Origin of the sequence: Streptomyces sp. NPDC088766 (genome assembly GCF_044750845.1) — a bacterium.
Classification (GTDB): Bacteria; Actinomycetota; Actinomycetes; order Streptomycetales; family Streptomycetaceae; genus Streptomyces.
On the sequence record NZ_JBIVKQ010000009.1, the window covers coordinates 203,690 to 228,243 of the forward strand.

General features: G+C 74.1%; 22 protein-coding genes and 1 pseudogene. 16 read left to right on the forward strand and 7 right to left on the reverse strand.

The genetic code is table 11. The features are described 5' to 3' along the window. The first annotated feature begins 237 nt into the window (after window positions 1–237). From ACIP5W_RS15440 to ACIP5W_RS15450, 3 genes are read left to right on the forward strand one after another with little or no spacing between them, the layout of a single operon-like run. Window positions 238–2,034, forward strand: coding sequence for a tetratricopeptide repeat protein (locus ACIP5W_RS15440; protein WP_401472444.1), 1,797 nt, complete (start codon window positions 238–240; stop codon window positions 2,032–2,034). Continuing rightward, complete coding sequence (locus ACIP5W_RS15445) at window positions 2,031–3,686, forward strand: nickel transporter (protein WP_401472447.1); 1,656 nt, start codon at window positions 2,031–2,033, stop codon at window positions 3,684–3,686. The genes ACIP5W_RS15440 and ACIP5W_RS15445 overlap by 4 nt, the downstream gene beginning before the upstream one ends. Window positions 3,687–3,737: 51 nt before the next feature. Next, on the forward strand, window positions 3,738–5,354 hold the full coding sequence (locus ACIP5W_RS15450) for a serine/threonine-protein kinase (protein ID WP_401472450.1): 1,617 nt from the start codon (window positions 3,738–3,740) through the stop codon (window positions 5,352–5,354). Between the two features lie 4 nt (window positions 5,355–5,358). Here ACIP5W_RS15450 and ACIP5W_RS15455 read toward each other — a convergent pair whose 3' ends face one another. Further along, window positions 5,359–6,165 carry an SGNH/GDSL hydrolase family protein gene (locus ACIP5W_RS15455; RefSeq protein ID WP_401472453.1) on the reverse strand — a complete coding sequence of 269 codons (807 nt, stop codon included), beginning with the start codon at window positions 6,163–6,165 and terminating at the stop codon, window positions 5,359–5,361. 306 nt (window positions 6,166–6,471) lie between these two features. Here ACIP5W_RS15455 and ACIP5W_RS15460 point away from each other — a divergent pair, with 306 nt between their 5' ends. From ACIP5W_RS15460 to ACIP5W_RS15485, 6 genes and pseudogenes are all read left to right on the forward strand, one after another. Continuing rightward, window positions 6,472–7,677, forward strand: a complete 1,206-nt coding sequence (locus tag ACIP5W_RS15460; RefSeq protein ID WP_401472456.1) for a S8 family peptidase — start codon at window positions 6,472–6,474, stop codon at window positions 7,675–7,677. Window positions 7,678–8,307: 630 nt separating this feature from the next. Beyond that, a complete protein-coding gene (locus ACIP5W_RS15465; RefSeq protein ID WP_366059201.1) occupies window positions 8,308–9,138 on the forward strand; it encodes a glycosyltransferase family 2 protein in 831 nt (276 codons plus the stop codon). After that, entirely contained in the window at window positions 9,135–10,166 is a 1,032-nt protein-coding gene (locus ACIP5W_RS15470) for a glycosyltransferase family 2 protein (RefSeq protein ID WP_401472460.1), read from the forward strand. The genes ACIP5W_RS15465 and ACIP5W_RS15470 overlap by 4 nt, the downstream gene beginning before the upstream one ends. Next, entirely contained in the window at window positions 10,163–10,963 is an 801-nt protein-coding gene (locus ACIP5W_RS15475) for a polysaccharide deacetylase family protein (protein ID WP_401472463.1), read from the forward strand. The genes ACIP5W_RS15470 and ACIP5W_RS15475 overlap by 4 nt, the downstream gene beginning before the upstream one ends. A gap of 268 nt (window positions 10,964–11,231) precedes the next feature. Then, the gene (locus tag ACIP5W_RS15480; protein ID WP_401472466.1) at window positions 11,232–12,326 is read left to right on the forward strand and encodes a DUF5925 domain-containing protein; all 1,095 of its coding nucleotides are present in this window, start codon (window positions 11,232–11,234) and stop codon (window positions 12,324–12,326) included. A 15-nt stretch (window positions 12,327–12,341) separates the two neighbouring features. Then, window positions 12,342–13,110: pseudogene (locus ACIP5W_RS15485) on the forward strand (DUF72 domain-containing protein). Between the two features lie 406 nt (window positions 13,111–13,516). Here ACIP5W_RS15485 and ACIP5W_RS15490 read toward each other — a convergent pair. Continuing rightward, entirely contained in the window at window positions 13,517–13,882 is a 366-nt protein-coding gene (locus tag ACIP5W_RS15490; protein WP_401472469.1) for a GntR family transcriptional regulator, read from the reverse strand. Between the two features lie 70 nt (window positions 13,883–13,952). On the opposite strand from ACIP5W_RS15490, the gene ACIP5W_RS15495 reads away from it, so the two are divergent. Beyond that, window positions 13,953–14,960, forward strand: a complete 1,008-nt coding sequence (locus tag ACIP5W_RS15495; protein ID WP_401472472.1) for a GNAT family N-acetyltransferase — start codon at window positions 13,953–13,955, stop codon at window positions 14,958–14,960. Beyond that, window positions 14,863–15,363, forward strand: a complete 501-nt coding sequence (locus ACIP5W_RS15500) for a DUF402 domain-containing protein (RefSeq protein ID WP_401472475.1) — start codon at window positions 14,863–14,865, stop codon at window positions 15,361–15,363. Before ACIP5W_RS15495 ends, ACIP5W_RS15500 begins: the two co-directional genes overlap by 98 nt. Window positions 15,364–15,572: 209 nt before the next feature. Here ACIP5W_RS15500 and ACIP5W_RS15505 read toward each other — a convergent pair whose 3' ends face one another. After that, entirely contained in the window at window positions 15,573–16,193 is a 621-nt protein-coding gene (locus tag ACIP5W_RS15505) for a class I SAM-dependent methyltransferase (protein WP_401472478.1), read from the reverse strand. A gap of 140 nt (window positions 16,194–16,333) precedes the next feature. Here ACIP5W_RS15505 and ACIP5W_RS15510 point away from each other — a divergent pair, with 140 nt between their 5' ends. The 3 genes from ACIP5W_RS15510 to ACIP5W_RS15520 all read left to right on the forward strand — a co-directional run bounded on the left by ACIP5W_RS15510 (window position 16,334) and on the right by ACIP5W_RS15520 (window position 18,042). Then, complete coding sequence (locus ACIP5W_RS15510; RefSeq protein ID WP_401472481.1) at window positions 16,334–16,468, forward strand: hypothetical protein; 135 nt, start codon at window positions 16,334–16,336, stop codon at window positions 16,466–16,468. Window positions 16,469–16,647: 179 nt separating this feature from the next. Then, a complete protein-coding gene (locus ACIP5W_RS15515; RefSeq protein WP_401472484.1) occupies window positions 16,648–16,851 on the forward strand; it encodes a hypothetical protein in 204 nt (67 codons plus the stop codon). 96 nt (window positions 16,852–16,947) lie between these two features. After that, window positions 16,948–18,042, forward strand: a complete 1,095-nt coding sequence (locus ACIP5W_RS15520) for a lytic polysaccharide monooxygenase (protein ID WP_401472487.1) — start codon at window positions 16,948–16,950, stop codon at window positions 18,040–18,042. A gap of 64 nt (window positions 18,043–18,106) precedes the next feature. Here the strand turns inward: ACIP5W_RS15520 and ACIP5W_RS15525 are convergent, their stop codons facing one another. Continuing rightward, complete coding sequence (locus ACIP5W_RS15525) at window positions 18,107–18,982, reverse strand: esterase/lipase family protein (protein WP_401472490.1); 876 nt, start codon at window positions 18,980–18,982, stop codon at window positions 18,107–18,109. Window positions 18,983–19,153: 171 nt separating this feature from the next. Next, window positions 19,154–19,597: a MarR family winged helix-turn-helix transcriptional regulator gene (locus tag ACIP5W_RS15530; RefSeq protein ID WP_401472493.1), complete on the reverse strand. Its 444-nt coding sequence runs from the start codon at window positions 19,595–19,597 to the stop codon at window positions 19,154–19,156. A 98-nt stretch (window positions 19,598–19,695) separates the two neighbouring features. Here ACIP5W_RS15530 and ACIP5W_RS15535 point away from each other — a divergent pair, with 98 nt between their 5' ends. Further along, window positions 19,696–20,070, forward strand: coding sequence for a cupin domain-containing protein (locus tag ACIP5W_RS15535; protein WP_401472496.1), 375 nt, complete (start codon window positions 19,696–19,698; stop codon window positions 20,068–20,070). 186 nt (window positions 20,071–20,256) lie between these two features. Beyond that, window positions 20,257–21,297, forward strand: coding sequence for a DUF3533 domain-containing protein (locus ACIP5W_RS15540; RefSeq protein ID WP_401472499.1), 1,041 nt, complete (start codon window positions 20,257–20,259; stop codon window positions 21,295–21,297). Between the two features lie 436 nt (window positions 21,298–21,733). Here ACIP5W_RS15540 and ACIP5W_RS15545 read toward each other — a convergent pair whose 3' ends face one another. Both ACIP5W_RS15545 and ACIP5W_RS15550 read right to left on the reverse strand, forming a co-directional pair. Further along, a complete protein-coding gene (locus ACIP5W_RS15545) occupies window positions 21,734–22,639 on the reverse strand; it encodes a S1 family peptidase (RefSeq protein WP_401472502.1) in 906 nt (301 codons plus the stop codon). A 666-nt stretch (window positions 22,640–23,305) separates the two neighbouring features. Then, window positions 23,306–24,481 carry a DUF5685 family protein gene (locus tag ACIP5W_RS15550; protein ID WP_401472505.1) on the reverse strand — a complete coding sequence of 392 codons (1,176 nt, stop codon included), beginning with the start codon at window positions 24,479–24,481 and terminating at the stop codon, window positions 23,306–23,308. Between the last annotated feature and the right edge of the window lie 73 nt (window positions 24,482–24,554).

Genomic DNA, 24,554 nt, shown 5'->3' on the forward strand with positions numbered 1-24,554 from the left:
CGGCGACACGGCCCCGCCCCTCGGGGCACTGCCGAACCCGACCGGGCCCCATCGAGCCCACCGGCCCAGGCCCGGCCACCGCCGGGCTCCTTGTCCGGGCGGGCGGGGGAGAATCCTGCACTCCCCCGCCCGCCCCACCGACGGGCGCGGCCCGCGTACTCATCCCCCACGGCGCGGGCCGCGCCACCCCCACGCACCAGCGCAGGACGATTCACTCCAGGCGACCGAGGAGAGGGCATGCCCCCGCGTACGAACGACGGCGGACCGGAGCGCGAGCGGCCGGCCTCCGGGCCCGATGCCGCCGCCCCGGCGGAGGAAACGGCGTCCGGGGAAGCGGCGGGCCCGCCGACGGCACGGCCGCAGGCGGCAAAGACCGCCGACGCGATCGAGCCGACCGGCGGAACCCGGGCGGCCGAGAACACCGGGACGGCCCGCGAGACCGCGAAGAACCACGAGGCCGCGGAGCCCCGCGGCACCCGGCCCGCTCCGGCCGCCGGAGCCACCGAACCCGCCGAACCCGCCGAACCCGCCGGGACCACCCGAGCCGCGGGGAGCCCCGAACTCACCGAACCCACCGAGACCGCCCCGACCACCGGGACCACCGGAAGCACCGGAAGCACCGGAAGCACCGAGACCCCCGAAGCAGCCGGCCCCTCCGACGAGCGGGTCGCCGCCGTTCAACGGGTCGCCGCCGCGGGGCGCCGTTGGCGGTCCGTGCAGCTCGGGGCCTGTGCCGCCATGCTGGCCGTCGGTCTCACCGCGGGGGCGATCGCGTTCGGCGCGGCGCGGGACGGCAGGAGCGACGCGCCGGTGGTGGCGGCCGCCGCGGTCTCTCCCGGTCTGCTCGCGGCCGCCGACCTCGGCACCGGCATCGCCTCGCTCCAGGCCCATCTCCGCGACCAGCCGAGGGACTTCGGCGGCTGGGCCACCCTCGGCCTCGCCTACGTCGAGCAGGCCCGCACCCAGGGCGACCCCTCCCGCTACCCGCAGGCCGAGCAGGCGCTGAAGCGCTCCCTCGCCCTGCGCCCGGACAACGACCAGGCCCTGTCCGGCCGTGCCGCGCTCGCCGCGGCCCGCCACGAGTTCACCGACGCGCTCGCCCACGCCGACCGGGCCCTGGAGCTGAACCCCTACAACGAACGCGCCCTGTGCTCCCGCATCGACGCGCTCGTCGAGCTGGGCCGGTACGAGGAGGCGGCGCGGGCGGCCCGCACGGCCGACGAGCGACGGCCCGGCGTACCGGTGTTCACCCGCTACGCATACGTCCAGGAGCTGCGCGGCGACGTCACCACCGCCCGCCGGGTCCTGGACCGGGCGCTCGCGGCCTCGACCACGCCGGGCGACATCGCCTACGTGGCCACCCAGCTCGGCCAGCTCGCCTGGAGCCAGGGCGACGCCGACACCGCCCTCACCCACTACGCCCGCGCCCTCGCCGCCGACGAGGACCACCTCCCGGCGCTGGAGGGCCGCGCCCGCGCCCTGGCTGCGAGCGGCCGGCAGGCGGAGGCGATCGAGGGGCTGGAGAACGTGGTGGCCCGCTTCCCGCTCCCCGGCCCGCTGATCGAGTTGGGCGAGTTGTACGAGGTGCGCGGCGGCGAGGGCGACGCGGCGAGGGCGCGGGCCCAGTACCGGCTCGTCGACGCCTGGACGGCGCTCGCCCGCGCAGGCGGCGTCAACGCCGACCTGGACACCGCGCTCGCCGCCGCCGACCACGGCGACAGGGCGGCGGCACTGCGCGCGGCCCGCGCCGAATGGGACCGCCGCCGGACCGTGCACACCGCGGACGCCCTCGCCTGGGCCCTGCACGTCAACGGCGAGGACGACGAGGCGCTCCGCTACGCCCGGCAGGCCACGGCCACCGGTTACCGCAACGCCGCCTTCCTCTACCACCGGGGCGTGATCGAACAAGCCACGGGCCACCCGGACGACGCCCGCATCCACCTCACCGCGGCCCTGGAACTGAACCCGGGCTTCTCTGCCCTCGGGGCCCGCGAGGCCCGTGCCGCCCTGAAGACGCTGGAGGCGGCCGAGTGACGCTCCGTCGCGTGTTCGCCTCCTGCGCGGCCGTCCTGACGGCCGGATGCGCGCTCGCGCTGTTCCCTTCCGCCAGTGCGAGCGCGCACCCCTTGGGCAACTTCACCGTCAACCGTTACGACGGCCTCGTGGCCGCCCCCGGTCAACTGCGCATCGAGCACGTGGAGGACCTCGCGGAGATCCCGGCGACCCAGGCGAAGCCGGACGTCGAGCGGCTCGGTCCGGCCGGGTGGGCCCGGCAGCGGTGCGCCACGGCCGCCGCGGGCAGCCGCCTCACCGTCGACGGCCGTACGGTCGCCCTCACGGCCGGCGCCGCGGAGGCCGACCTGCGGCCGGGACAGGCCGGGCTCGACACCCTGCGGGTGCGGTGCCGGCTGACCGCTCCGCTGCCCGAGGCCGCGTCGGTGTCCCTGACCTTCCGGAGCGCGGGCGCCTCCTCCGGGCCCGGCTGGCGCGAGATCACCGCGCGCGGCGACCGGATGACGCTCACCGGCGCGGACGTACCCCGGGAGTCGGTGTCGGACGAACTGACGCGCTATCCGGCCGAGTTGCTGTCCTCGCCCGCCGACACCGCGACCGCTTCCCTGCGGGTGCGGCCCGGCGGCCCGGCGCTCGCCGAGGAGGAGGACGACGCGCCCGCCGCGTCCGTGCTGCCCCGGGGCGCGGACCGCTGGACGCGGGCCCTGGACGGCCTGGTCGCCCGGCAGCACCTCACCCTCGGTTTCGCCGCGCTGGCGTTGGTCCTGGCCGTCGGCCTCGGTGCGATGCACGCCCTCGCGCCGGGGCACGGCAAGACCCTCATGGCCGCGACGGCGGCCGCCCGCGGCGACCGGGCCCGCTTCAAGGACGTCCTGCCCCTGGCCGCGTCCGTCACCGTCACCCACACCCTCGGCGTGGTCGCCCTCGGCCTGCTGGTCACGGCCGGCTCGGCCGCCGCGCCCTCGGTGGTCGCCTGGCTGGGCCTGGCCAGCGGCGCCCTCGTCCTGTTCGCGGGCACGACCCTCGTACGACGGGCCTGGCACCACCGGGGACACGGCACCGGACACCGGCACCCGCGTCCGCACCGGCCGGCGAAGCCGCCCGCCCGCCGCCCGGTCCTCGTCGGCGCGCCCGCCGAACACCCCGGCCGGGCCACCGTCCACGAGCACCCGCGCGACCTCGAACACGGCCACGACCACACCCACCACGACCATGACCACGACCACGACCACCATCACCGCCACGACGGTGAGCACCGACACGGTCACGGGCACCACCACACGGACACCCACACCCACGGCGGTGTGACCCACAGCCACCCCACCGCCCCGACCCTGCGCGGCACGATCCTGCTCGGCTTCGCCGGGGGGCTGGTCCCCAGTCCCTCCGCCGTCGTCGTGCTGGTCGGTGCGGCGGCGCTCGGCCACGCCTGGTTCGGGCTGCTGCTCGTCGTCGCGTACGGGATCGGGCTGGCCCTGACCCTGACGGCCGCCGGGTTCGCCGTCGTCCGGCTGGGCACGGGTGCGGCCCGGCTGCTGGACCGCAGCCCGCTCCGGACCGGCCACCCGGCGGTGGCCCTGGTGCGCCGGAACCTGCCTCTGTGGTCGGCGCTGGTGGTCGTGGCCCTCGGTGCCGGGCTGGTGCTCAAGGGGGTCGCGTCCGTACTGGTCTGAGCTACGTTGAGGAGGTATTCACCAGGATGCGAAGGGGGAATGGGGTGCGCGGTGACCGAAGAGCCCGGCAGTGAGCGTCTGATCGCGGGCCGCTACCGTCTGCTGTCCCCGCTCGGCGAGGGCGGCATGGGCACGGTGTGGCGGGCCCGGGACGAGGTGCTGCACCGCGAGGTCGCCGTCAAGGAGGTCCGTGCCCCGGCCGGACTGCCGGCCTCGGACGTCGAGCGGCTGTACGCCCGGCTGGAGCGGGAGGCCTGGGCCGCCGCCCGGGTGGCGAACCGCAATGTGGTGACGGTGTACGACGTGGCCGTGCAGGACGGCCGGCCGTGGATCGTCATGGAGCTGGTACGGGGCATCTCTCTCGCCGAACTGCTCGACGCGGAGGGCCCGTTGGAGCCCGCGCGGGCCGCTCACATCGGGGCCGAGGTGCTGGCCGCGCTGCGGGCTGCGCACGAGGCGGGCGTGCTGCACCGGGACGTGAAACCGGCCAACGTGCTGATGTCCAACGACGGCCGGGTGGTGCTCACCGACTTCGGCATCGCCTCCGTCGAGGGCACCTCGGCGCTCACCATGACCGGCGAGGTCATCGGCTCACCCGAGTTCCTCGCGCCGGAGCGGGCGCTGGGCCGCACGCCGGGCCCCGAGTCGGACCTGTGGTCGCTGGGCGTGCTGCTGTACGCGGCGGTCGAGGGCAACTCCCCCTTCCGGCAGGACACGCCGTTGAGCACCCTGCGCGCGATCGTCGACGAGGAGCTGCCGCGGCCGCGCCGGGCGGGCGCGCTGGCCCCCGTCATCGAGGGGCTGCTGCGCAAGGACCCGGCGGAACGGGTGCCGGCCGAGGTGGCCGAGACCGATCTGCGGGTCGTCGCCGCGGGCGGCACCGCCCGGCCCGGCACGTTCCGGGCGACGACGCCGTATCCGCCGACGGCCGCCGGGCCTCCGGCGACGTCACGCACCGAGCCGCTGCCGACGCCCTCGCCGGCTCCGCCCCGGCCCGGTCCGCAGGGGGACACCACCCGGACCGGGCCCGGCCGTGACCGGCGTACCGCGGGGGTGCTGATCGCCGGAGTGGCGGTGCTGGCGCTGGCGGTCGGCGGGCTGACGTACGCGCTGCTGAGCCGGGGGGACGGGGACGGCGGCAGTGGTGGGGACGTCGTCAACAGCCGTTCGCAGGGCGTGAGTCCGTCCGCGACGCCGCGGGAGAGCGAGACCTCGGACAGCGGGGAGCCCTCGCCGGACGCCAGTCCGAGCGAGAGCGGGAGTGCCACGAGCGAGGCGCCGCCGCAGTCCGTGGCGGTCACGGTCACCGGCTCGCACACGGACTACTCGGGGTCCTGCCCGCCGCCGGATGCGCAGGCGCCCACGTTCACGGTGACGATCACGGTGGGCCGGCTGCCCGCGCAGGTGTCCTACCGGTGGGTGTCGAAGGAGGGCGAACTCGTGGACGCGGGCTGGCGGACCCTGGACCTGCCGGCGGGCGGCGGGAAGTCGGGGCAGGACAAGGTGGTCGTGACCACGCACGCCGAGAGCGGGACGTACCGCAACGCGATCGGTGTCGAGGTGCGCGAGCCGGGGCGCGTGACGTCGAACTCGGTGCCGTTCTCGGTCACGTGCGAGACGGAGGCCCCGTCGGGCGGGGCCTCCCCCTCCGCGTCACCCTCGCAGTGACGGCTCAGGCGGCGTTGTTGAGGACCGGCAGGTAGCCACCCGACTGACCGGACGCGGTCGGGTGGTAGGACTCACCGATGTTGAGCCAGTTGACGCTGTGCAGCCAGGAGCTGCCGGAGCAGATCTCGTGGCCGGTGAAGGTGGTGCGGACGTCTCCGAAGACGAAGCCGTGGGCGGCGGCGCGCTGGGCGGTGACGCTGTTGAGGAGGTCGGAGGCGTTGTTGATGGCGGTGCGCTTGGTCTCGGACAGTCCCAGGCAGGTCGTGCCGAGCTGGTAGAAGCGGGGGTAGCCGATGACGACGACGCGGGCGGCGGGCGCCTTGGAGCGGATCGCCGAGTAGACGCTGTCGAGCTGGCCGGGCAGCGTGGAACTGACGTAGGAGCGCGCGGTGTTGATGCGGCTGAGGCAGGTGCTGTCGGAGCTGGTGACGCAGGTGGTCATGACGTCGGCGAAGCCGGCGTCGTTGCCGCCGACGCTGATGGAGACCAGGCCGGTGGAGGAGTCGAGCGGGCCGAGCTGTCCGGCGAGAACATCACCCGTTCGAGCGCCCGAGCAAGCGGTGAACGAGAACGAGGCGGGGGCATGCGCGGCGTTCCAGAGGTACGGGAACGCCTTCGTGCTGCGCTTGCAGTCACCGCTGGAGCTGATGTAGCTGCCGGCTCCGACGCCTGAGGAGTAGGAGTCACCGAGGGCCACATAGCCACCGGTCGCGGCGAGTTGGGCTCCCTGCGCGGAGGCCGCCCCGGTGAGGGCGGCGCCGACGGCGAGGAGGAGCGAGCTGACGAGTACGGCAACGCGGGAACGTCTCATGGAACCTCCCTTAGCAGGATCTCTGCCGCAACCTTGTTACCAACTACGCGCGTTGACGGGAAGTGTTCATGCCAAAACTTCTCGGCCGCGAAGCGATCGATCGCCCCCCGTTTGTTACGTGGGCACGTCAAATTTGTTGACTGTCTTTCAACACCCTTGTTCTACGGCGGTAGATGACGGAGTCTTTACCCCGGCCGAGAGCGGTACGCCGCGACGCTCGACGCCGTGTGCGCGAACACCCCGCGCATCCCCCACAGACGCACGCCCCACCCCGGCGCGCGCCGCCTAGAGGAGGACTCCCTCGTAATGGCACACCTTCGCAGCAACAAGGTCCGCGTCTCCGCCGCCGCCACCGTGGCGGCCGCCGCCCTCGTCGGCGGACTGACCGCGCTCCCCGCCCAGGCCGCCCCGGCCGAGGGCAGGGTCCTCGCGGCCGGCTCCCCCACCGCCGTCAAGGACAGCTACATCGTCACCCTCAAGCAGGACGCCGGCTTCAAGGCGTCCTCGGCGACCGGCAAGGACCTCATCAAGGGCTACGGCGGCTCGGTGAAGAAGACGTTCGGCGCCGCGCTGAACGGCTACACCGCGACCCTCTCCGCCGCCGAGGCGAGGAGACTGGCCGCCGACCCCGCGGTCGCCGCGGTGGAGCAGGACCAGACCGTCCACGTGGACGCCACCCAGTCCAGCGCCCCCTGGGGCCTGGACCGCATCGACCAGACCTCGCTCCCGCTGTCCGGCACCTACACCTACCCGGACTCCGCCGGCAGCGGTGTGACGGCCTACGTCATCGACACCGGCGTACGCATCACGCACTCCCAGATCAGCGGCCGGGCCGTCAACGGCTACGACGCCGTCGACGGCGACAACGTCGCCCAGGACGGCAACGGCCACGGCACCCACGTCGCCACCACGATCGCGGGCACCACCTACGGCGTCGCCAAGCAGGCGAAGATCGTGGCCGTCCGGGTGCTGAACAACTCCGGCTCCGGCACCACGGCCGGTGTGATCGCGGGCATCGACTGGGTGACCGCGAACCACTCCGGGCCCTCGGTCGCCAACATGTCGCTCGGCGGCGGCGTCTCCACCACCCTGGACGCGGCCGTGCGCCGCTCCATAGCCAGCGGCGTCACCTACGCCGTCGCGGCGGGCAACAGCAGCACCACCGCCTCCTCGTCGTCCCCGGCCCGGGTCACCGAGGCCATCACGGTCGGCGCCACCACCAGCACCGACGCCAGGGCCAGCTACTCCAACTACGGCTCGGCCCTGGACATCTTCGCCCCCGGCTCCTCCATCACGGCGGGCTGGTACACCAGCGACACCGCCACCAACACCATCTCCGGCACGTCGATGGCGACCCCGCACGTCGCGGGCGCGGCCGCGATCTACCTGGCGGGCCACACCTCGGCCACCCCGGCCCAGGTGGCCACGGCGCTGATCAACGGCGCGACCACCGGCAAGGTCACCAGCGCGGGCACCGGCTCGCCGAACCGCCTGCTGAAGATCGTCCCGTGACCCGACGCCGCTGAGGCGGCGACCGGTCACGCCCCGTTCCCCGGAGGCGCACCCGGCCTCCGGGGGACGTTTATGTCAGGTTCCTGATCATCGAGGTCCGTCCCGGCACGGGACGAGCCGTTGTGTAACGGTCAAACGAACAAAAAGGTGAGGCCTCGTTCCAGGTCTTGCCATACGGGCGCATTCGTCAATACCGTCAGACATCTCACCCGCATCGGACCGTCGGTAAGCGGCTGGGCCCTGTCGTCACATTCCCGTCGTCCGCCCGGAGGGCGTGCATGGCGTCGCCGGGCAGACGCGAATGTGACGACAGGGCCTGGGGGAGGGCTCAAGGACCGCAGACGGTTTCCGGCGCGGGGCGCGGTAGGGGGGTGCCGTGCCCGGTGACCGAACCTGGTGACCGGGTCGTGCCGCGCAGTCGGCTGCCGTCTTTTCCGGTGGCCGTCCAGCTTTGCCAGCTCACCCGGGGTGCGCGGAGAGGTCTTCCGCCGTACCGGGCCGCAGGGCCGACGGAGAGGTCCTCCGTCATGCCGTACGGCCGTGGGTGACACAACAACCCCCCTTTCGAACCGGACTTACATCCGGGCCGCCCGGGGGTGGGCGGCCCACCGGACGAGAGGGACCAGACTGATGAGTTCCGTTCTGCATCCGGCGACACCGGGCCAGGATCGTCAGGCCCCGTCGACCGCCGGGAAGTACCGGCCCATCTCCTCTCACCTGGCCATCACGCCACCGGTGAGCGTCGTCATCCCGGCGATGAACGAGGCCGAGAACCTTCCGTACGTCTTCAAGACCCTGCCGGACTGGATCCACGAAGTGGTGCTGGTCGACGGCAACTCCACCGACGCCACCGTCGAGGTCGCGCGGGAACTGTGGCCCGGCGTCAAGGTCGTGGGGCAGCAGGGCCGGGGCAAGGGCGACGCCCTCATCACCGGCTTCGAGGCGTGCAGCGGCGACATCATCGTGATGGTCGACGCGGACGGCTCCGCCGACGGCAACGAGATCGTGTCGTACGTCTCCGCCCTCGTCTCGGGCGCGGACTTCGCCAAGGGCTCCCGCTTCGCCAACGGCGGCGGCACCGACGACATGACCTTCGTCCGCCGGCTCGGCAACCGCGTCCTGTGCGCCGTCGTCAACCGCAAGTTCGGCGCCCGCTACACCGACCTGTGCTACGGCTACAACGCCTTCTGGCGGCACTGCCTGGACAAGATCGACCTGGACTGCACCGGCTTCGAGGTCGAGACGCTGATGAACATCCGGGTCGTCAAGGCCGGACTGAGGGTGCAGGAGATCCCGAGCCACGAGTACCTGCGCATCCACGGCGTCAGCAACCTGCGCGCCGTGCGCGACGGACTGCGGGTGCTGCGGGTGATCATCGGCGAACGCTCCAACCGGCGGGCGCTGCGCCGCGGCGGCCGCCGCGCCCGGATGCTCGACGGGGGCCGGGGAGAGGTGTCTTGAGCGCGAACGGCGCCCCGGCCGGTCCGCCCGTCCGCGTCTCCGTCGTCGTCTGCGTGTACACCGAGGACCGCTGGGAGGACATCCTCGCGGCGGTCTCCTCGGTGCGCGCACAGAGCCGGCCGGCCCTGGAGACCCTGCTGGTCGTCGACCACAACCCGGTGCTCCTGGACCGGCTGGCCGGGGAGTACGAGGAGATCGCCGAGGTGCGGGTGCTGCCCAACGCGGGCCCGCGCGGGCTGTCGGCCGGCCGCAACACCGGCATCGCGGCCTCCCGCGGCGAGGTCGTCGCCTTCCTCGACGACGACGCCGTCGCCGAACGCGACTGGCTCAGCCGGTTCGCGGCCGCCTACGACGACCCGCGGGTGATGGCCGTCGGCGGCCGTACCGAGCCGGTGTGGGCGTCCGGGCGGCGGCCCGACTGGTTCCCCGACGAGTTCGACTGGGTGGTGGGCTGCTCCTACCGGGGCCTGCCGTCCGGCCTGGTCCGGGTCCGCAACATCCTCGGCGGCAACGCCTCCTTCCGGCGGACCGCGTTCGACCTCGCGGGCGGCTTCGCCACCGGTATCGGCCGCGACGGCGACAAGCGGCCGCTGGGCGGCGAGGAGACCGAGCTGTGCATCCGGATCGGCCGCGCCAGCCCCGACGCCGTCCTGCTCGTCGACGACCGCGCGGTCATCCACCACAGGGTGCCCGAGGCACGCGAGCACTTCGCGTACTTCCGCACCCGCACCTACGCCGAGGGCCTGTCCAAGGCGCTCGTCGCCCGCAGTGTCGGCGCGAACAAGGGCCTGGAGTCCGAACGCCGTTACGCCGCCCGCGTGTTGCCGGCCGGGGTGGCCCGGGGGCTGCGCGACCAGGCGCTGGCCCGCCGCGGCGGAGCCCGGCGCGCGGGCGCGATCGTCGCCGGGGTGCTCACCGCCGCCGCCGGCTACGTGGTGGGCAGCGTACGGGCGCGGCGGAACGGGACGACGTTCTCGCAGGTACGCATCGACGCGCCCGCCGGGGCGGACCGGGAGGCCGCCGCATGACACAGGCACGGATCCCGATCCTCATGTACCACGCGGTCGCGTCCGAGCCGAACGACGCCACCCGGTCCCTCTCGGTCTCCCCGGCGGCGTTCGCCGGGCAGATGGCACTGATCGCCGACCGCGGCCTGACCCCGCTCACCACCGCCGACCTCGCGGCCCGCTGGCGCTCCGGCCGCCCGCTGCCCGCCCTGCCCGTCCTGATCACCTTCGACGACGGCTACGAGGGCGTGCACCGCCACGCCCTGCCCGCCCTGGCCGAACACGGCTTCCCGGCCACCCTGTTCGTGTCCACCGGCTGGCTCCGCGGCGCGTACGACACCGGCGGCGGCCCGGACACCATGCTGGACTGGCAACAGGTGCGCGAACTGGCCCGCGCGGGCGTCGAGATCGGCGGCCACAGCCACAGCCACCCACAGCTCGACCAGCTCGACGACACCGCGCTGCACGCCGAACTGGCCCGCTGCCGGGACATCGTCGCCGGCGAACTGGGCGCCCTGCCGGTCTCGTTCGCCTACCCGTACGGCTACTCCAGCAGACGGGTGCGCACGGCCGTACGGGAGCACGGGTTCGCCCAGGCGCTCGCCGTCGGCAACGCGCTGGCCCGGCGGGCGCAGGGGCCGTACGCCCTGCGGCGGGTGACCGTGCGGCGCGGCACCGGCGTCGAGGAGTTCGAGCGGCTCCTCGACGGACGCGCCGTCGCCCGCGCCTTCGCCCGGGACCGCGCCCTCACTAAGGGATACGCGATGGTGCGCGGGGTCCGGCGGATCCACCGCAGGGCGGCCGGGGCCCTGGTCTGACGGTCCGACGGTCCGAGGCGGAAGGCGCGGTGCGGGCCGGCCGTGGAGGCCTCGTGCCGGAAGGCGCGGCGCGGGCCGGTTCGGTGGCCCTGCGCCGTGAGGCGCGGCCGGGGGTGGCGGGCCCCGGCCGCGCCTCACGGCGCACCACGCGCACCGCACGCACCGCACGCACCGCACGCACCGCACGCGCACCGGACATATCCGACACACCGGCGCGCAGTACGGAAACCGGGTGCACACCGACCGCCGGTGCCGGATCATGGCGGGCATGTCCGCGCACCCACACGACGCCCTGCCGATGCGGCTCAACGTCGACGACTCCGACTCCCCGTCCGACGTCGTCGACGCGCTGTTCCTCGGCCGCTTCGCGACGGGCGAGCAGCCGTACTCCCACGCGGTGAACATCGACCGCGTCCGCTCCGGCGCCGACCTGGTCCCACCCCACGCGCGCGTGCTGCGCGTGGCCCGCGACGACGACCGCAGCGCCACGCTCGCCGAGGGCGACGGCTGGACGCTGCTGGTGTCCCGCTGGAACCGCGGCGCGGACGTCACCGTCACCGCGACCAGCGCCGAACTCGCCGCGAAGGTGCTCGACGAGGCGACCGACGGCGCGGCGGACGAGCCCGAGCCCCAGCCGGAGAACGTCACCATGGGCTTCTGGTACGTCTCCCCGCGGCGCGGCCCGCACCGCACCACCCGCCAGATCGCCGCGGGCACCTGGGACGAGATCCGCCCCAACTACACGGCCCTCGTCGCCGAGGCGATGGACCGTGTGATGGCGACGACCCCCGACGACATCGCCGGCCGGTTGCTCCTGCTGCACGGCCCGCCCGGCACCGGCAAGACCTCCGCGCTGCGCACCCTCGCCCGCTCCTGGCGGGACTGGTGCCAGGTCGACTGCGTCCTGGACCCCGAGCGCCTGTTCTCCGACGTCGGCTATCTGATGGACATAGCGATCGGCGAGGAGGACGGCCCCGGCAAGAGCCGCTGGCGGCTGCTCCTGCTGGAGGACTGCGACGAGCTGATCCGCGGCGAGGCCAAGCACACCGCGGGCCAGGCCCTCTCCCGGCTGCTCAACCTCACCGACGGCCTGCTCGGCCAGGGGCGCAACGTCCTGGTCGGGGTGACCACCAACGAGGACCTGGAGCGGCTGCATCCGGCGGTCGTGCGGCCGGGCCGCTGCCTGGCCCGGATCGAGGTCGGGTCGCTGACCCGCCGGGAGGCGGTGGACTGGCTCGGCACCGAGGAGGGCGTCGGCCGCGAGGGCGCCACCCTCGCCGAGTTGTACGCACTGCGCCGGGGCACCTCCCCCACGTCGCTGCCGGAGCCCCGCGGCGGGGCCGACGCCGGGCTGTACCTGTAGTGCTTTGATGGATGCGTGACCCTGTTCGTCGGCACGTCGGGCTGGCAGTACAAGGACTGGAAGGGCGTCCTGTACCCGGCCGACGTGCCGGTACGGCGGTGGCTGGAGGAGTACGCGGCGCACTTCGCCACCGTCGAGATCAACAACGCGTTCTACCGGCTGCCCTCGCGGGAGACCTTCACGTCCTGGGCCGAACGGGTCCCGCCGGACTTCGTCGTCGCGGTCAAGGCCAGCCGCTACCTCACCCACGTCAAGCGGCTGCGGGACCCCGGGGAGCCCGTGCGGCGCCTGACGACCCACGCGGCCGGGCTCGGCGACCACCTGGGCCCGGTCCTCCTCCAGCTGCCGCCGACCCTGCGCGCCGACCCGGACCTGCTGGACACCTGCCTGGCCCGCTTCCCGTCCGGCACCCGGGTCGCCGTGGAACCCCGCCACGACTCCTGGTGGACCCCCCCGGGTCCGCGCGGTCCTGGAGCGCCGGGGCGCGGCCCTGTGCTGGGCCGACGCCCGGTCCCGCCCGGTGACCCCGCTGTGGCGGACCACCGACTGGGGCTACGTCCGCTTCCACCAGGGCCGCGCCCACCCGTGGCCGCGCTACGGCCGGCGCGCGCTGGAGACATGGATCGGCCGCATCGCCACCACCTGGCCGGCCGGCGCCGACGTGTACGCCTACTTCAACAACGACCCCGGCGGCGCGGCGGTGGAGAACGCGGTGCTGTTCGGGCGACTCGCGGAGCGGGCGGGGCTGCGCCCGACGCGGGCCCTCGCCGTGCCGGCGGGCTGAGCGGCCGGCCTTCCCGGCACGACGCGCGCGCGAGCACTCTGCGGGCCGGCCCGGGAAACACGAACGGCCTCCCGCCCTGCGTCTCGGAAAGACGCCCGTACGGCCGTCCACCGGCTCGGCGGCGTGCACGGGCCGCGCCCGCCGGGCTCCGAGGCGCACGTGATCTCGCACCGCGGCTCGAGGAGACGTGTGCGTGGTGTGCGGGTCCGGGCGACGCGGGTGCTTCGGCGGTGCACCGGCCGGGCCGGAACCACGGGCTGCCGGGCCGGACGGGTGGCCGGGCGAGGACCGGTTCCGGGGCGCGGCCGCACGACGGCCACCGCCCGGCCGACCGGGTCGGACGGGCGGGCGGGAGAGGACGGGGTGCGGGACGGAGCCCCGTGACCGCCGCCTCCCGGCGCGCCTCTCAGCCGTTGGCCGCTCGCAGGGCGTCCCGGACCGCTGCCAGGGCCTCCTTCTCGCCCAGGCCCAGCCGGCGGGCCCGCTCCGCGTAGGTCTGCGCGGCGGCGGCGAGTTCCCGCTCCGCCGCCGAGCCCGCGGCGGCGACGAACGTGCCGTTGCGCCCGCGAGTCTCGATCACGCCGTCCGTCTCCAGCGCCCGGTAGGCCTTGGCGACCGTGTTAGCCGCCAGGCCCAGCGACTCGGCCAGGCCGCGCACGGTGGGCAGCCGATGACCCACGGGCAGCGCTCCCGACCGGGCCTGCTCGGCGATCTGCGCCCTCACCTGTTCGTACGGCGCGACGCCCTCAACGATGTCGATCTTCAAGGTCACGGCCCGATTGTCCCGCACCCGCCGGAAAATGGGAGGCATCCCGGCAGGCCGGACGCATAGCGTGGGGCGCATGACCGTCATCGTGCGCGATCTGCGTGCCGGAGTGCCGGCGGACGTGGAGGGCTTCGTCCGGGTACGGCGGGCCGCACTGCCGTTCATGGTGTCCACCCCGGAATCCGTGGTCCACGACCTCACCCGCACCCGTCCCGACGCCCGTTTCCGCCTGCTCGTCGCCGAGGCCGACGGCGAGATCGCCGGCACGGCCCAGGTGGGCCTCGTCCACGACAGCCCGGAACCCGGCCAGGGCTCCCTCAACGTGTACGTGCACCCCGCGCACCGGGGCCGCGGGGCGGGTTCGAGGCTGACTCGAGCGGGCGAGGAGCACCTGGCGGCACACGGGGCGACGCGGTTGTTCACCTGGGTCCTGGACGAGCCGGACGACCGCGGCTTCGCCGAGCGGCGCGGCTACCGGGCGAGCCGCTCCGCGCACTTCCTCCGCCTGGACCTGGCGAACGGCTCGCTGCCCCCGCTCCAGGACCCTCCGACCGGTGTCGAACTGCGCACCGCCGCCGACTTCGCGGACGACCCCCGCCCGTTGTTCGAGCTGGACGCCGAGGTGACCGCGGACGAACCGGGCGACATCGGCGCCGAGTTCACCGACTACGAGGCCTGGCTGGAGGAGACCTGGCGGCATCCGCTGCTCGACCTCGACCTGACCTCGGTCGCCGTCGTCGAGGGCCGTCCCGTCGCTTTCACCGCGGCCCGTACGGACGGCGCGGCCCGCTACTCCACGGGCATGACCGGCACGGCGCGCGCCCACCGCGGCCGTGGCCTGGCCAAGCTCGTCAAGAACGTCTCGCTGCACCGTGCCCGCGCCGCGGGACACCGGGAGGCGTTCACCGGCAACGACACCGGCAACGGGCCGATGCTCGCCGTCAACAAGTGGTTCGGCTACGAGATCTGTGCGACAGAGGTGCGCCATGCCCGTGAACTCGACCGACCCCGCCCGGCTCGTGGACGTCGTCCTCGTCAAGGGCGGCCGGACGAAGATCCGTTACCCCGCCGAGCTGCTCCGTGACGACGGCACCAGGATCGCCGTCCGGGCCCCCTGGGCGGGCGAGGGCGTACGGGACTTCGGCTTCGTGCGGTTCGAGCCGGGTGACGTCTTCACGGAGTACTACTGGCTGGACCGCTGGTACTCCGTGAAGGAGGTCCGCGGCGTGTCCGGCGCCCTGAAGGGCTGGTACTGCGACGTCACCCGCCCCGCGACCCTCACCGGCACCGAGCTGGTCGTGGAGGATCTGGACCTGGACCTGTGGCGCTCCGCCGACGGCGACGACGTACGGCGGCTGGACGAGGACGAGTTCGCGCGGAGCGGGCTGGCCGAGCGGGACCCGGAGGCGGCGGCCGCCGCGGTGGGAGCACTCGACGAACTGGAGTCACTGGCCCGCGGGAACCGCTTCGGGGAACTGACCGCCTAGGGCGTGTTTCGAAAGTGGCGTCGTCTGCCCGAAGGGCAGGCCCGGCGGCGTCCGGTGCGTGCGATCGCAAGGCGGAGGGTCGCCCCGATACTGGTTGTATCGGGGTGATCCCGACAACGCGGCTGGGGGTGCCCCCTCCGGGGGAGTGCGTGCCAGACGTCGCCAGGCTGGGGGCACCCCCTCTGGGGGAGGGACTTTCGAAACACGCCCTAGAGCGGCACGGTCGCCACCACCGCGTACCGTTCGTCCTCCACCGCCCTCCCCCACAGCCGCGGGTCGTCCGAGAGCCGCTCCACGCGTGCGTGGACGGTGAGCGGGGCCAGCAGGGCGGCGAGCCGGTCCGCCGGTATGCCGACGGGGCTGACGGTGCCCCACACGCCCTCGACCAGCACGAGCCGGCCTCCGGGGCGCAGCAGGTCGCACCAGCGCCGCAGGGCGCGGCCGGGGTCGGGCAGGGTCCACAGCACATGCCGTACGAGGACGGTGTCGAAGCGCTCCTCCCCGACCGGGGGCGCCGCAGCGTCACCGACCAGGAACACCGCGTCACGTCCGGCGAGTTTGGCGCGGGCCCGGTCGATCATGGCCGGGGAGAGGTCGATGCCGGTGACGCGGTGTCCGCGCTCGGCGGCCAGGAGCGACAGGCTGCCGGTGCCGCAGCCGAGGTCGAGGAGGCCGCCGGGACGGTCCGGGAGCCAGCCGCGCAGCCGGCCCGCCCACGCGGCGCGCACTTCGGGGTCGCGCAGCCCGTGGTCCGGTTCCTCGTCGAAGGCGGCGGCCTGCGCGTCCCAGTCGACACGCGCCGAAGTCGTCCCGTCACTCTGGTGTGCCATGTGCTCAAGAGTGGCACCCACCACTGACATTCGAATCGTGACAGCCGCCACTGACAGAACGGGTGGCGATGAGGAACTCTCCCGGAACGGGTCTACCTCCGTGAGAACGCGGAACTCGGTGGACCCCGAAGGAGGCAGCCATGCGCCGTACGACCGTGCAGAAGCCCCTGAAGAAGACGGAACCCCGCAGGATCCGCGAGGAGAGCGACGAACGCCCCGCCGGACGTCCCGAGGTGCGCAAGGACATCGCGCGCACGTGGTGGCCGGACGGGTGAGGCGCGCCCGCGGTCCGCGCCGGTCCGGCCGCTCGCGGCGGTCGACGCGGCCGCAGGGCCCGTCGGCCCGGCGTTCCACGCCCCGGTGGCCGTAACCGGGGTGGATCCTCCGGCGCTTCCCCCTCTTCCCCCCTCCTTCCCCTCCTCCCCGTGAGCGCGTTCGTGCGGGGCCCGGCCTCGTGGTGGTCCGGCGGCTCGCCCCCGGACTCCTCGACCACCACCGGGCCGACGACGGGGTCCCCGGTGACGAACACCTCTCCGGCCGCCACGTCCGCCGCGTGGTCCGCCTCCATGGGCCGCGGCACGACGCCGAACGCCACCTGCGCGGCACGGCGCCGCACGCCGACGCCACCTACCTGATCCCTGCCTCAGCAGGTCCTTAAGGGGACCCTAAAGATCGCCGACGGAGCTCCCCTCCGGGCGATTCCGGGGTTTCTTGGTTCCGGCACACATCAGCACCGGTTCCGAGGAGATCCCCCATGCCCGCACGCCGCAAGGCCGCCGCCGTCGCCGCCGCCCTGGGCCTGACCCCGCCGGCCCTGACCGCGCTGTCCGTGCTGGTCGCGGGTCCCGCGGCCGCGCACGGCTCGATGGGCGACCCGGTCAGCCGCGTCGCACAGTGTTACGCGGAGGGCCCCGAGAGTCCGCGGTCGGACGCCTGCAAGGCGGCGGTCGCGGCGGGCGGGACGCAGGCGCTGTACGACTGGAACGGCATCCGCATCGGCGACGCCGCCGGCCGGCACCAGGAGCTGATCCCGGACGGCAAGCTGTGCAGCGCGGGCAACGCCGCGTTCAAGGGCCTCGACCTGGCCCGCGCGGACTGGCCGGCGACGAGCGTGCGCGGCGGGTCCGCCACCTTCAAGTACCGGGTGACCGCGCCGCACAAGGGCACCTTCACGGTGTACGTCACCAAGCCGGGGTACGACCCGGCGCGGCCGCTGGCCTGGTCCGACCTGGATCTGGGGCATCCGGTGGCGACGGCCACCGACCCGGTCGCGGCGGGCGGTTTCTACACGTTCTCCGGCACGCTGCCCGAGCGTTCGGGGCGGCATGTGCTGTACGCGGTGTGGCAGCGCTCGGACAGCCCGGAGGCGTTCTACTCCTGTTCGGACGTCACCTTCGGCGGGGCGGCGGGCGGTTCGGGGAGCGGCTCCGGAAGCGGTGCGCAGAGCGGCACGGAGGGCGGTTCCGCCGGCGTTTCCCCGGCCGGTTCCGCGAGCGGTTCCACCGGCGGCCCGACCGGCGGCCCGACCGGCGGCGCCGCCCCGGTTCCGGCCGCGTCCGCGCCGTCCGAGGAGCAGATCGAGGAGGGGGCAGACAAGTCGACGGTCGAGCACGGCGGTCACGGCGACGACGACCCCGCCACCACGACGGACCCGACGTCGGCGCCCTCCGCCCCCGAGGCCGACGAGCCGAAGGCGGCCGGGACCGGCGGCAGTCTCGCCGAGACCGGCGGCGACGGCAGCACGCCGTACCTCGCGGTCGGCGGGGCGGCCGTCCTGGCGCTGGGGGCGGGCGTGCTGTTCGCGTCGGTGCGGCGGCGTGCGGTGGGCGGCGGCCGCGGCGGCCGCTGATCCGACGGGCTCCGGGGCCTGACCGGCGGCTCAGGCCGGACAGGCCCCGGCACGACCACCTCCGTCAGCCGAGGACGGACGCGCAGGTGGTGGGGGCGGCGTGGGCCGGGTCGAGCGCATTGGCCACCTCGTGGAAGGCGATCCGGTCGGTCAGTCCGAGCAGCGCGTGCTCGGACAGATCGAGCGGGCAGAGGTTCTGGACGAGGACGTTCCTGACGTTCGGCCCGCTCAGGAACTGCGTCCGGTACGGCGTCACCACCTCGTCGTACCGGGTCGCGATGACGGTGTAGCGGACGCCGGGGACGGTGTCGCCGCCCTCGTTCAGCTTCGTCATGAAGTCGGAGCCGACGATCTGCTGGGCGAGGGCCGGGGTGGCGGTGGTGAGGAGGTCCTCGGCGCCGGGGAAGAAGGGCAGCAGGTTGGTCAGCCCGGCGAGGGTGGTGCCGTGGCTGCTGGGGGCGATGCCGACGAGGGCGTTCACCTTGGCGGCTCCGCCGAGGAACTTGAGGTAGTAGCGGGGCATCATGCCGCCCTGCGAGTGGCCGACGAGGTCGGCCTCGGTGGTGCCGGTCGCGGCGAGGACCCTGTCGACGTAGGCGGACAGCTGTTCCGCCGACTTGTCGATGGGGCCGAGGCCGTACAGGAGGGGGACGCCGGGCAACTGGCCGTAGTCGAGGGAGAAGACGCAGTACCCGCGGTGCTTCAGGCACGGCGCGAGGCCGAGCCAGTTGTCGACGGAGTTGCCGAAGGTGCCGTGGACGAGGACGACGGGGCGGGGGTGGGCGGCGGAGGGCTCGCAGTCGTAGTCGTTCCAGCCCCCCAGGCTCGAGGCGGTGGCGGCGTGGGCGGTGGACGCGGCCGTGGCGGCGGGGACGGCGGTGGCCGCGATCGCCAGCAGCAGGGCGGTGAGCGGTCCGAGCAGGCGTTTCCAGGGCAGCATCGCGTGATCTCCTCGCGGCTCAAGGGAGGTTCGACGGCCTTACGCCTGGTGATCCGGATCACAAGGGTGCTGTTCACCCGTCAAGTTACGGGCGAGTAGGTGAAGTGTGAAGTTACGCGTCGGTAAAAACTTCCGGCGACGGCTGGCGACGGCGGGGCGCCCGACGCCGGGTCACCAGGTGGGCCTGAGGGGACCGTAGGGGGCGATTCGCGCCAAACGGTCGCGCAACACGCGCACTTCACCCTCCCCGAGGACCTCGGCCCAGGCCCGTACGGCGTCGGCGGCGGCCTCCTCCGCGGCACGGGTGCAGTCCCGGCCGCGTTCGGTGAGGACGACCAGCCGGGCGCGCGCGTCCACGGGGTGCGGCCGCCGCTCGGCGTACCCCTTGCGGACCAGCTCGTCGACGAGCTGGCTGGCGGCCTGTTTGGTCACCCCGAGGTGCGCGGCCAGCTCGGTGACGGTCGCCCCGTCCGGAGCGAGCCGCGCGAAGGCGAAGCCGTGGGCGGGCCGCACCTCGAACCCACGTGCCTCCACGCCGTCGTTGATGCGTCGCGTGAGATCACCGGCCGCGGCGAGCAGGGCGGCGGCCAGGGCGAGGGCTTCGGAGTTCTGCACGTCCGCATTCAAACACCCTTGACGTTTCGGTCAAGGCGCTTGACTATGGACACGGCCCATTTAGTCAAGCAACTTGACCATATTCCGAGGAGACACCCATGCCGTTCGTCCGTTCCTGCGACGCCGTGACGCACGAGATCCACGGCGCCCGCTTCGTCTCGTACGCGACTCCCGGCACCGGCAGCGAGGAGCTGGCCGCCTGGCGGGGCGAGATCCCGCCGGGGACGAAGGCTCCCGCGCACACCGTCAGCCGGGAGGAGATCCTCCACGTCCTCGTCGGCGAGCTGGCCCTCACGCTCGACGGCCGCACCGAGCGGGTCGGTGCGGGCGACACCGTGATCGTCAACGCCGGGTCGACCCTGAGCGTGGAGAACCCCACCGCTCACACCGCGCTCACCTGGGTCACCACCTCCGTCGGCCTGACAGCGGAACTGGCCGACGGAACCGTGCTCGCTCCCCCGTGGGCGAACTGACCCCGGCGGCGAACACCTCGACCCCCGTCCCGCCCCGACTCCCTGCGACAAAGCCGGCGCGGCCCGCGCCCGCGAGTCGCCCACGGCCTTCGGCACCACACCGACGAACCGGCTCGAACATGTGCACGACATCCGTTCGGCCGCCTCCCACCTGCGTGAACGCCCTCGGAGCCGGACGGTTGGGACATGTCACAGGCCGTCGGCGCCCCCCACCCTCCCGACCGTTCCTTCCTCGCCGAGGTGAAGGACGCGGTCACCCCGCACGCCACCCTGCTGGTCATCGGCGTGCTCGCCCTGCACCTGCTCTTCATCGCCTCCTACGTGGGCGCGCTGCACGACCCGCGCCCCAGGGACGTGCCCTTCGGCGTCGTCGCGCCCCGGGCCGTGGCCGAGCGGACGGTGACCCGGCTGGCGGGGCTCCCGGGCGGGCCGCTGGACCCGCGGACGGTGGCCGACCGGGCGGCGGCCCGGAAGCAGATCCTGGACCGGAAGATCGACGGCGCGCTGATCGTCGACCCGGCCGGCACCACCGACACCCTCCTGGTCGCCACCGGAGGCGGCCGGGCGCTGGCCACCACCCTGGAGACGCTCGTCACCCGCGTGGAGAAGTCCGAGAACCGCACGGTACGGACCGTGGACGTGGCCCCGGCCGACACCGGCGACGCCAACGGGCTGACGTCCTTCTACGTGACCGTGGGCTGGTGCGTGGGCGGCTACCTCTGCGCATCGATCATGACGATCAGCGCGGGCGCCGCCCGTTCCACGCCACGGCGGGCGACGATCCGGCTCGCCGCCATGGCCCTCGTCGCACTCCTCGGCGGACTCGGCGGTGCCCTGATCGCCGGGCCGGTCCTGGGCGCGCTGCCCGGCAGCTTCCCGGCCCTGTGGGGGCTCGGCGCCCTGATCGTCTTCGCGGTCGGCGCGGCCACTCTCGCCTGCCAGGCCGTCTTCGGGCTTGCCGGCATCGGCCTGGCCATCCTGATCGTGGTGATCCTGGGCAACCCGAGCGCGGGCGGCGCCCTCCCGCCTCCGCTGCTGCCGCCCTTCTGGAAGGCGATCGGCCCGGCCCTGCCGCCGGGCGCGGGCACCTGGGCCGCGCGGTCGATCGCGTACTTCGAGGGCAACGCCATGACGTCCGCCCTGCTGGTGCTGTCGGCGTGGGCGGTCGCCGGAACCGCGATCACCCTGCTGGCGACGGCCCTGCGCACCCGGCGAGCCGGCCCCTGAGGCGTGTCGGTACGACGCGGAAGTCCCGCACCCGCTTGCCGCACGGGGCGGGACTTCTCCCGGCCGGGGTCCGGACCGAGGGCCGCCGCGAGGCCGCCCACCTGCTCGGACAAAGCCTGTGGGGCCAGGTCCGGACCCGGCGGCCGAAGACGTCAGCCGGTCCGGGTGCCCGTCGCCGACAGCGCCTCCGTTCTCCCCGGCCGCACAGGGAGCACACACGTTCGGACCGAGGACGAGCACAGGGTGAACACCGCGCACCCTTCCCGCCTTCACCACCTCGGGGGGCGGACCCGGCGGCCGACTCGGGCCGTCCCGAGAGCAGTTCGAACGGCGAATACCACCGGTCCCCGCGGACCCGCGCGGACGAGCGGGAGCCCCCGCACGCGGACCGCGTGCGAGGGCTCCCCTGCTGTCGGCCGAAGGCCGTACGTCCGGGCTAGAAGACGCTGACGCCGTACGCGTTCAGCGCCTCCACCACGGGCTGGAAGAACGTCGTGCCGCCGGAGGTGCAGTTGCCGCTGCCGCCGGAGGTCAGGCCGTAGGCCACGCCGTTGCTGCCGTAGAGCGAGCCGCCGGAGTCGCCGCCCTCGGCGCAGACGTTGGTCTGGATCATGCCGTAGACGACGTCGCCGCCACCGTAGTTGACGGTCGCGTTGAGCGCGGTGACCCGTCCGCTGTGGGTGCCGGTGGTCGAGCCGTCACGGTAGACCGTGGTGCCCACGGACGGGGTGCCCGCGCTGGTGATGTCCACCCCGCCGGCGGTGCCCGCCTTGGTGACCGAGGTGTTGGTGTACCGGACGATGCCGTAGTCGTTCGTCGGGAAGCTCGAGCCCGCCGTGGTGCCGAGCGTGGTGGTGTGCGACGAGTTGGACCACCACGTGCCGGCGCCGTCGGTGCAGTGACCGGCCGTCAGGAAGTAGTAGTTGCCCGCGCTGTCGCGGACGTTGAAGCCGAGGGAGCAGCGCCAGCTGCTCGCATAGATGGCGTCGCCGCCCTGGATGTACTTCTGGAACTTGCCCTCGGTCCGCTTGATCGTCAGGGCGTCGGCGTTGCCGCCCGCCTGCTCCTTGATCTTCGCGATCTCGGCCTGGGACACCGTGCTGTCGACGGTGACGACGAGCCGGTTGGTCTTGCTGTCGACCGCCCAGGCGGTGCCCGGGACGTCGGCCTTGAGCACCGCGCTGCCGGCGCTCTTGAGTTCGGCGGTGCTGAAGGGGGTGGTGTCCGCGGCGTTCGCGTGGGGGATGGCGACGGCGGCGGCGGCCACGAGACCGGTGGTGACGGCGATCAGCCGGGTGCGTCTCGTGATGCCGTTGGTGGGGGTGGTGCGCTTGATCCTCACGTTTCGTTCCCTCCCAGGGGAAATCGGGGGCCCGCGTGGGGTCGGGGCCCGTGAGGCGCAGTCGAGGGCCGTGGGGGCGTCCGGATTCCGAACAAGCCATGCCCCTGACAAGCGCTGAGGGGGAGTATTCGGCCGAACGGCCGGTCGGCGCAAGGGTGCCTTTCGGCCGTCGATCCTTGAACCACCCGTGCGCGCCGGACCCCGGCCGCCCGCCCGGAGCGCTTCCCGCCGTACGGCACGAAGCGCCCCCCGTACAGAGCAACTCGGCTCGTGCGCAAGGGCGTCGGCGCTCCGGCACCGATGCCGCGGGCACCGCTCCCGCGCTTTCGGCCGCCCGCGCCACGGGATGTCCGGAAGCAAACCCTCCGGGACATCACACCGGCCCTCCGGCGTACCGACCGACCGGCAGGGCCGGACCCAGGTGCTCCCGGAGGGCGCTTCCCGGAGAGAAGGTGCGCGACAGACCCCGGTGCGGGAGCAGCGCCGCCGTCGCCTCCGAGCCCGGTTGCTCACGCACCGACCGGGCCTGCGCCCGGCTCGCCGTCCGCACCGGTACGACATCGGCGTACCGGGCGAGGGTGCGGCGGCCGGGACCGGCGCCGGCGTCGGCCACGCCAGGTGGCCGCCGGCCGGCTCATCGCCGACGGCACCTGCGCCGGGCGCGGTTCAGCAGTCGCAGCCGCAGCCGTCGCAGCAGCAGCCGTCGCCGCAGTTGCCGCAGCAGTCACAGCATTCGCAGCAGTCCGAGCAGTTGTCGCAGCGCTGGCACAGCCCATCCTTGGGCTCCCGGGTCCACGGGTCCTCGTACGTGCCGCAGCACATCTGGCACGTGCAGGCGAGGCCCGCCCACACCAGGCACCCGGCGAGCAGTCCGCGCCGGTCCCGGTGCGGCGGCCGCGGGGGCGGCGGACTGCCGGGGCCGGACGGGGCGTAGGGGTTGCCCGGCGGCGGCCCGTACTGCTCCGGCGCGTGCGCGTGTCCGCACGAGGCGGTGCCGAAGGCCCGGTCCACGGAGGTGCGCAGCTCGTGCACGAGCAGCACATGAGCGAGCCCGGCGTCCGTGAACTCGGCGTCGCGCAGCGCCAGCCGGATCCCGTGCACGGCGTCGTCCGCGAGCCGCCGGGCCTCCGTGAGGGAGGTCCCGGTGGCCGTGAGCGGGTTCCAGGCACCGGACGCGGCGTCGCTCTCCCGGTCCTCCACCGCGTCCAGCAGGTGCGCGAGCCGGCCGAAGAGACGGCCGGCCTCGGCGAGCGGCCCGGCGTTGCCGGGCCGGCCCGCCAGGACCGCAGTGTGGGCGAAGGCCGCGGCGGTGGCCGTCTCGGTCGGCTCGGTGACGGTCAGCAACGGTGTGCCGGGCCCGGCGAGTGCCTCGATGCCGACCTGCCGGTCCACCGCGTCCACCAGGACGGCCGTGTCGAAGCCGACGGCGGAGCCGCCGCGCGCGCCCGCCCGCCCCCAGCTCGTGGCCACCCGGCGCGCGGCCAGGGCGACCGGGCGGCGTGCCAGCAGCCCGTCCCCGTCGGCGACGTGGTCGCGCACCTTGGCGGCGGCCAGCACCAGCGAGACCGCCGCCGCGAGCCGGGCCCCCTCACCCTGTGCGACGGACGCGGAGCGCATACCGCGCAACGGACAGGGCCCGGCCGTACGCCTCGCGCCCTCGGGCCGTTCGGCCTGAGCCTCCGTCAGGACGGAGACGAGCAGGCCGTCGTAGTTGGTGACGATCCGCGCGAACTGCCCGTGATCGCGCCGCAGGGCGAGGCAGAGCCCGCACAGGTGCGCCGTCCACTGGGTCCTGAGCCCCTCACCGAGCCGGTGCCGGCACGGCCTGACGATCCCGAACATGTCGATCCCCCGTGATGTGTGTCGATCCCCGCGACGCCGGGCGGCCGTGGAGACGGCCGCCGGCCGCCGCATC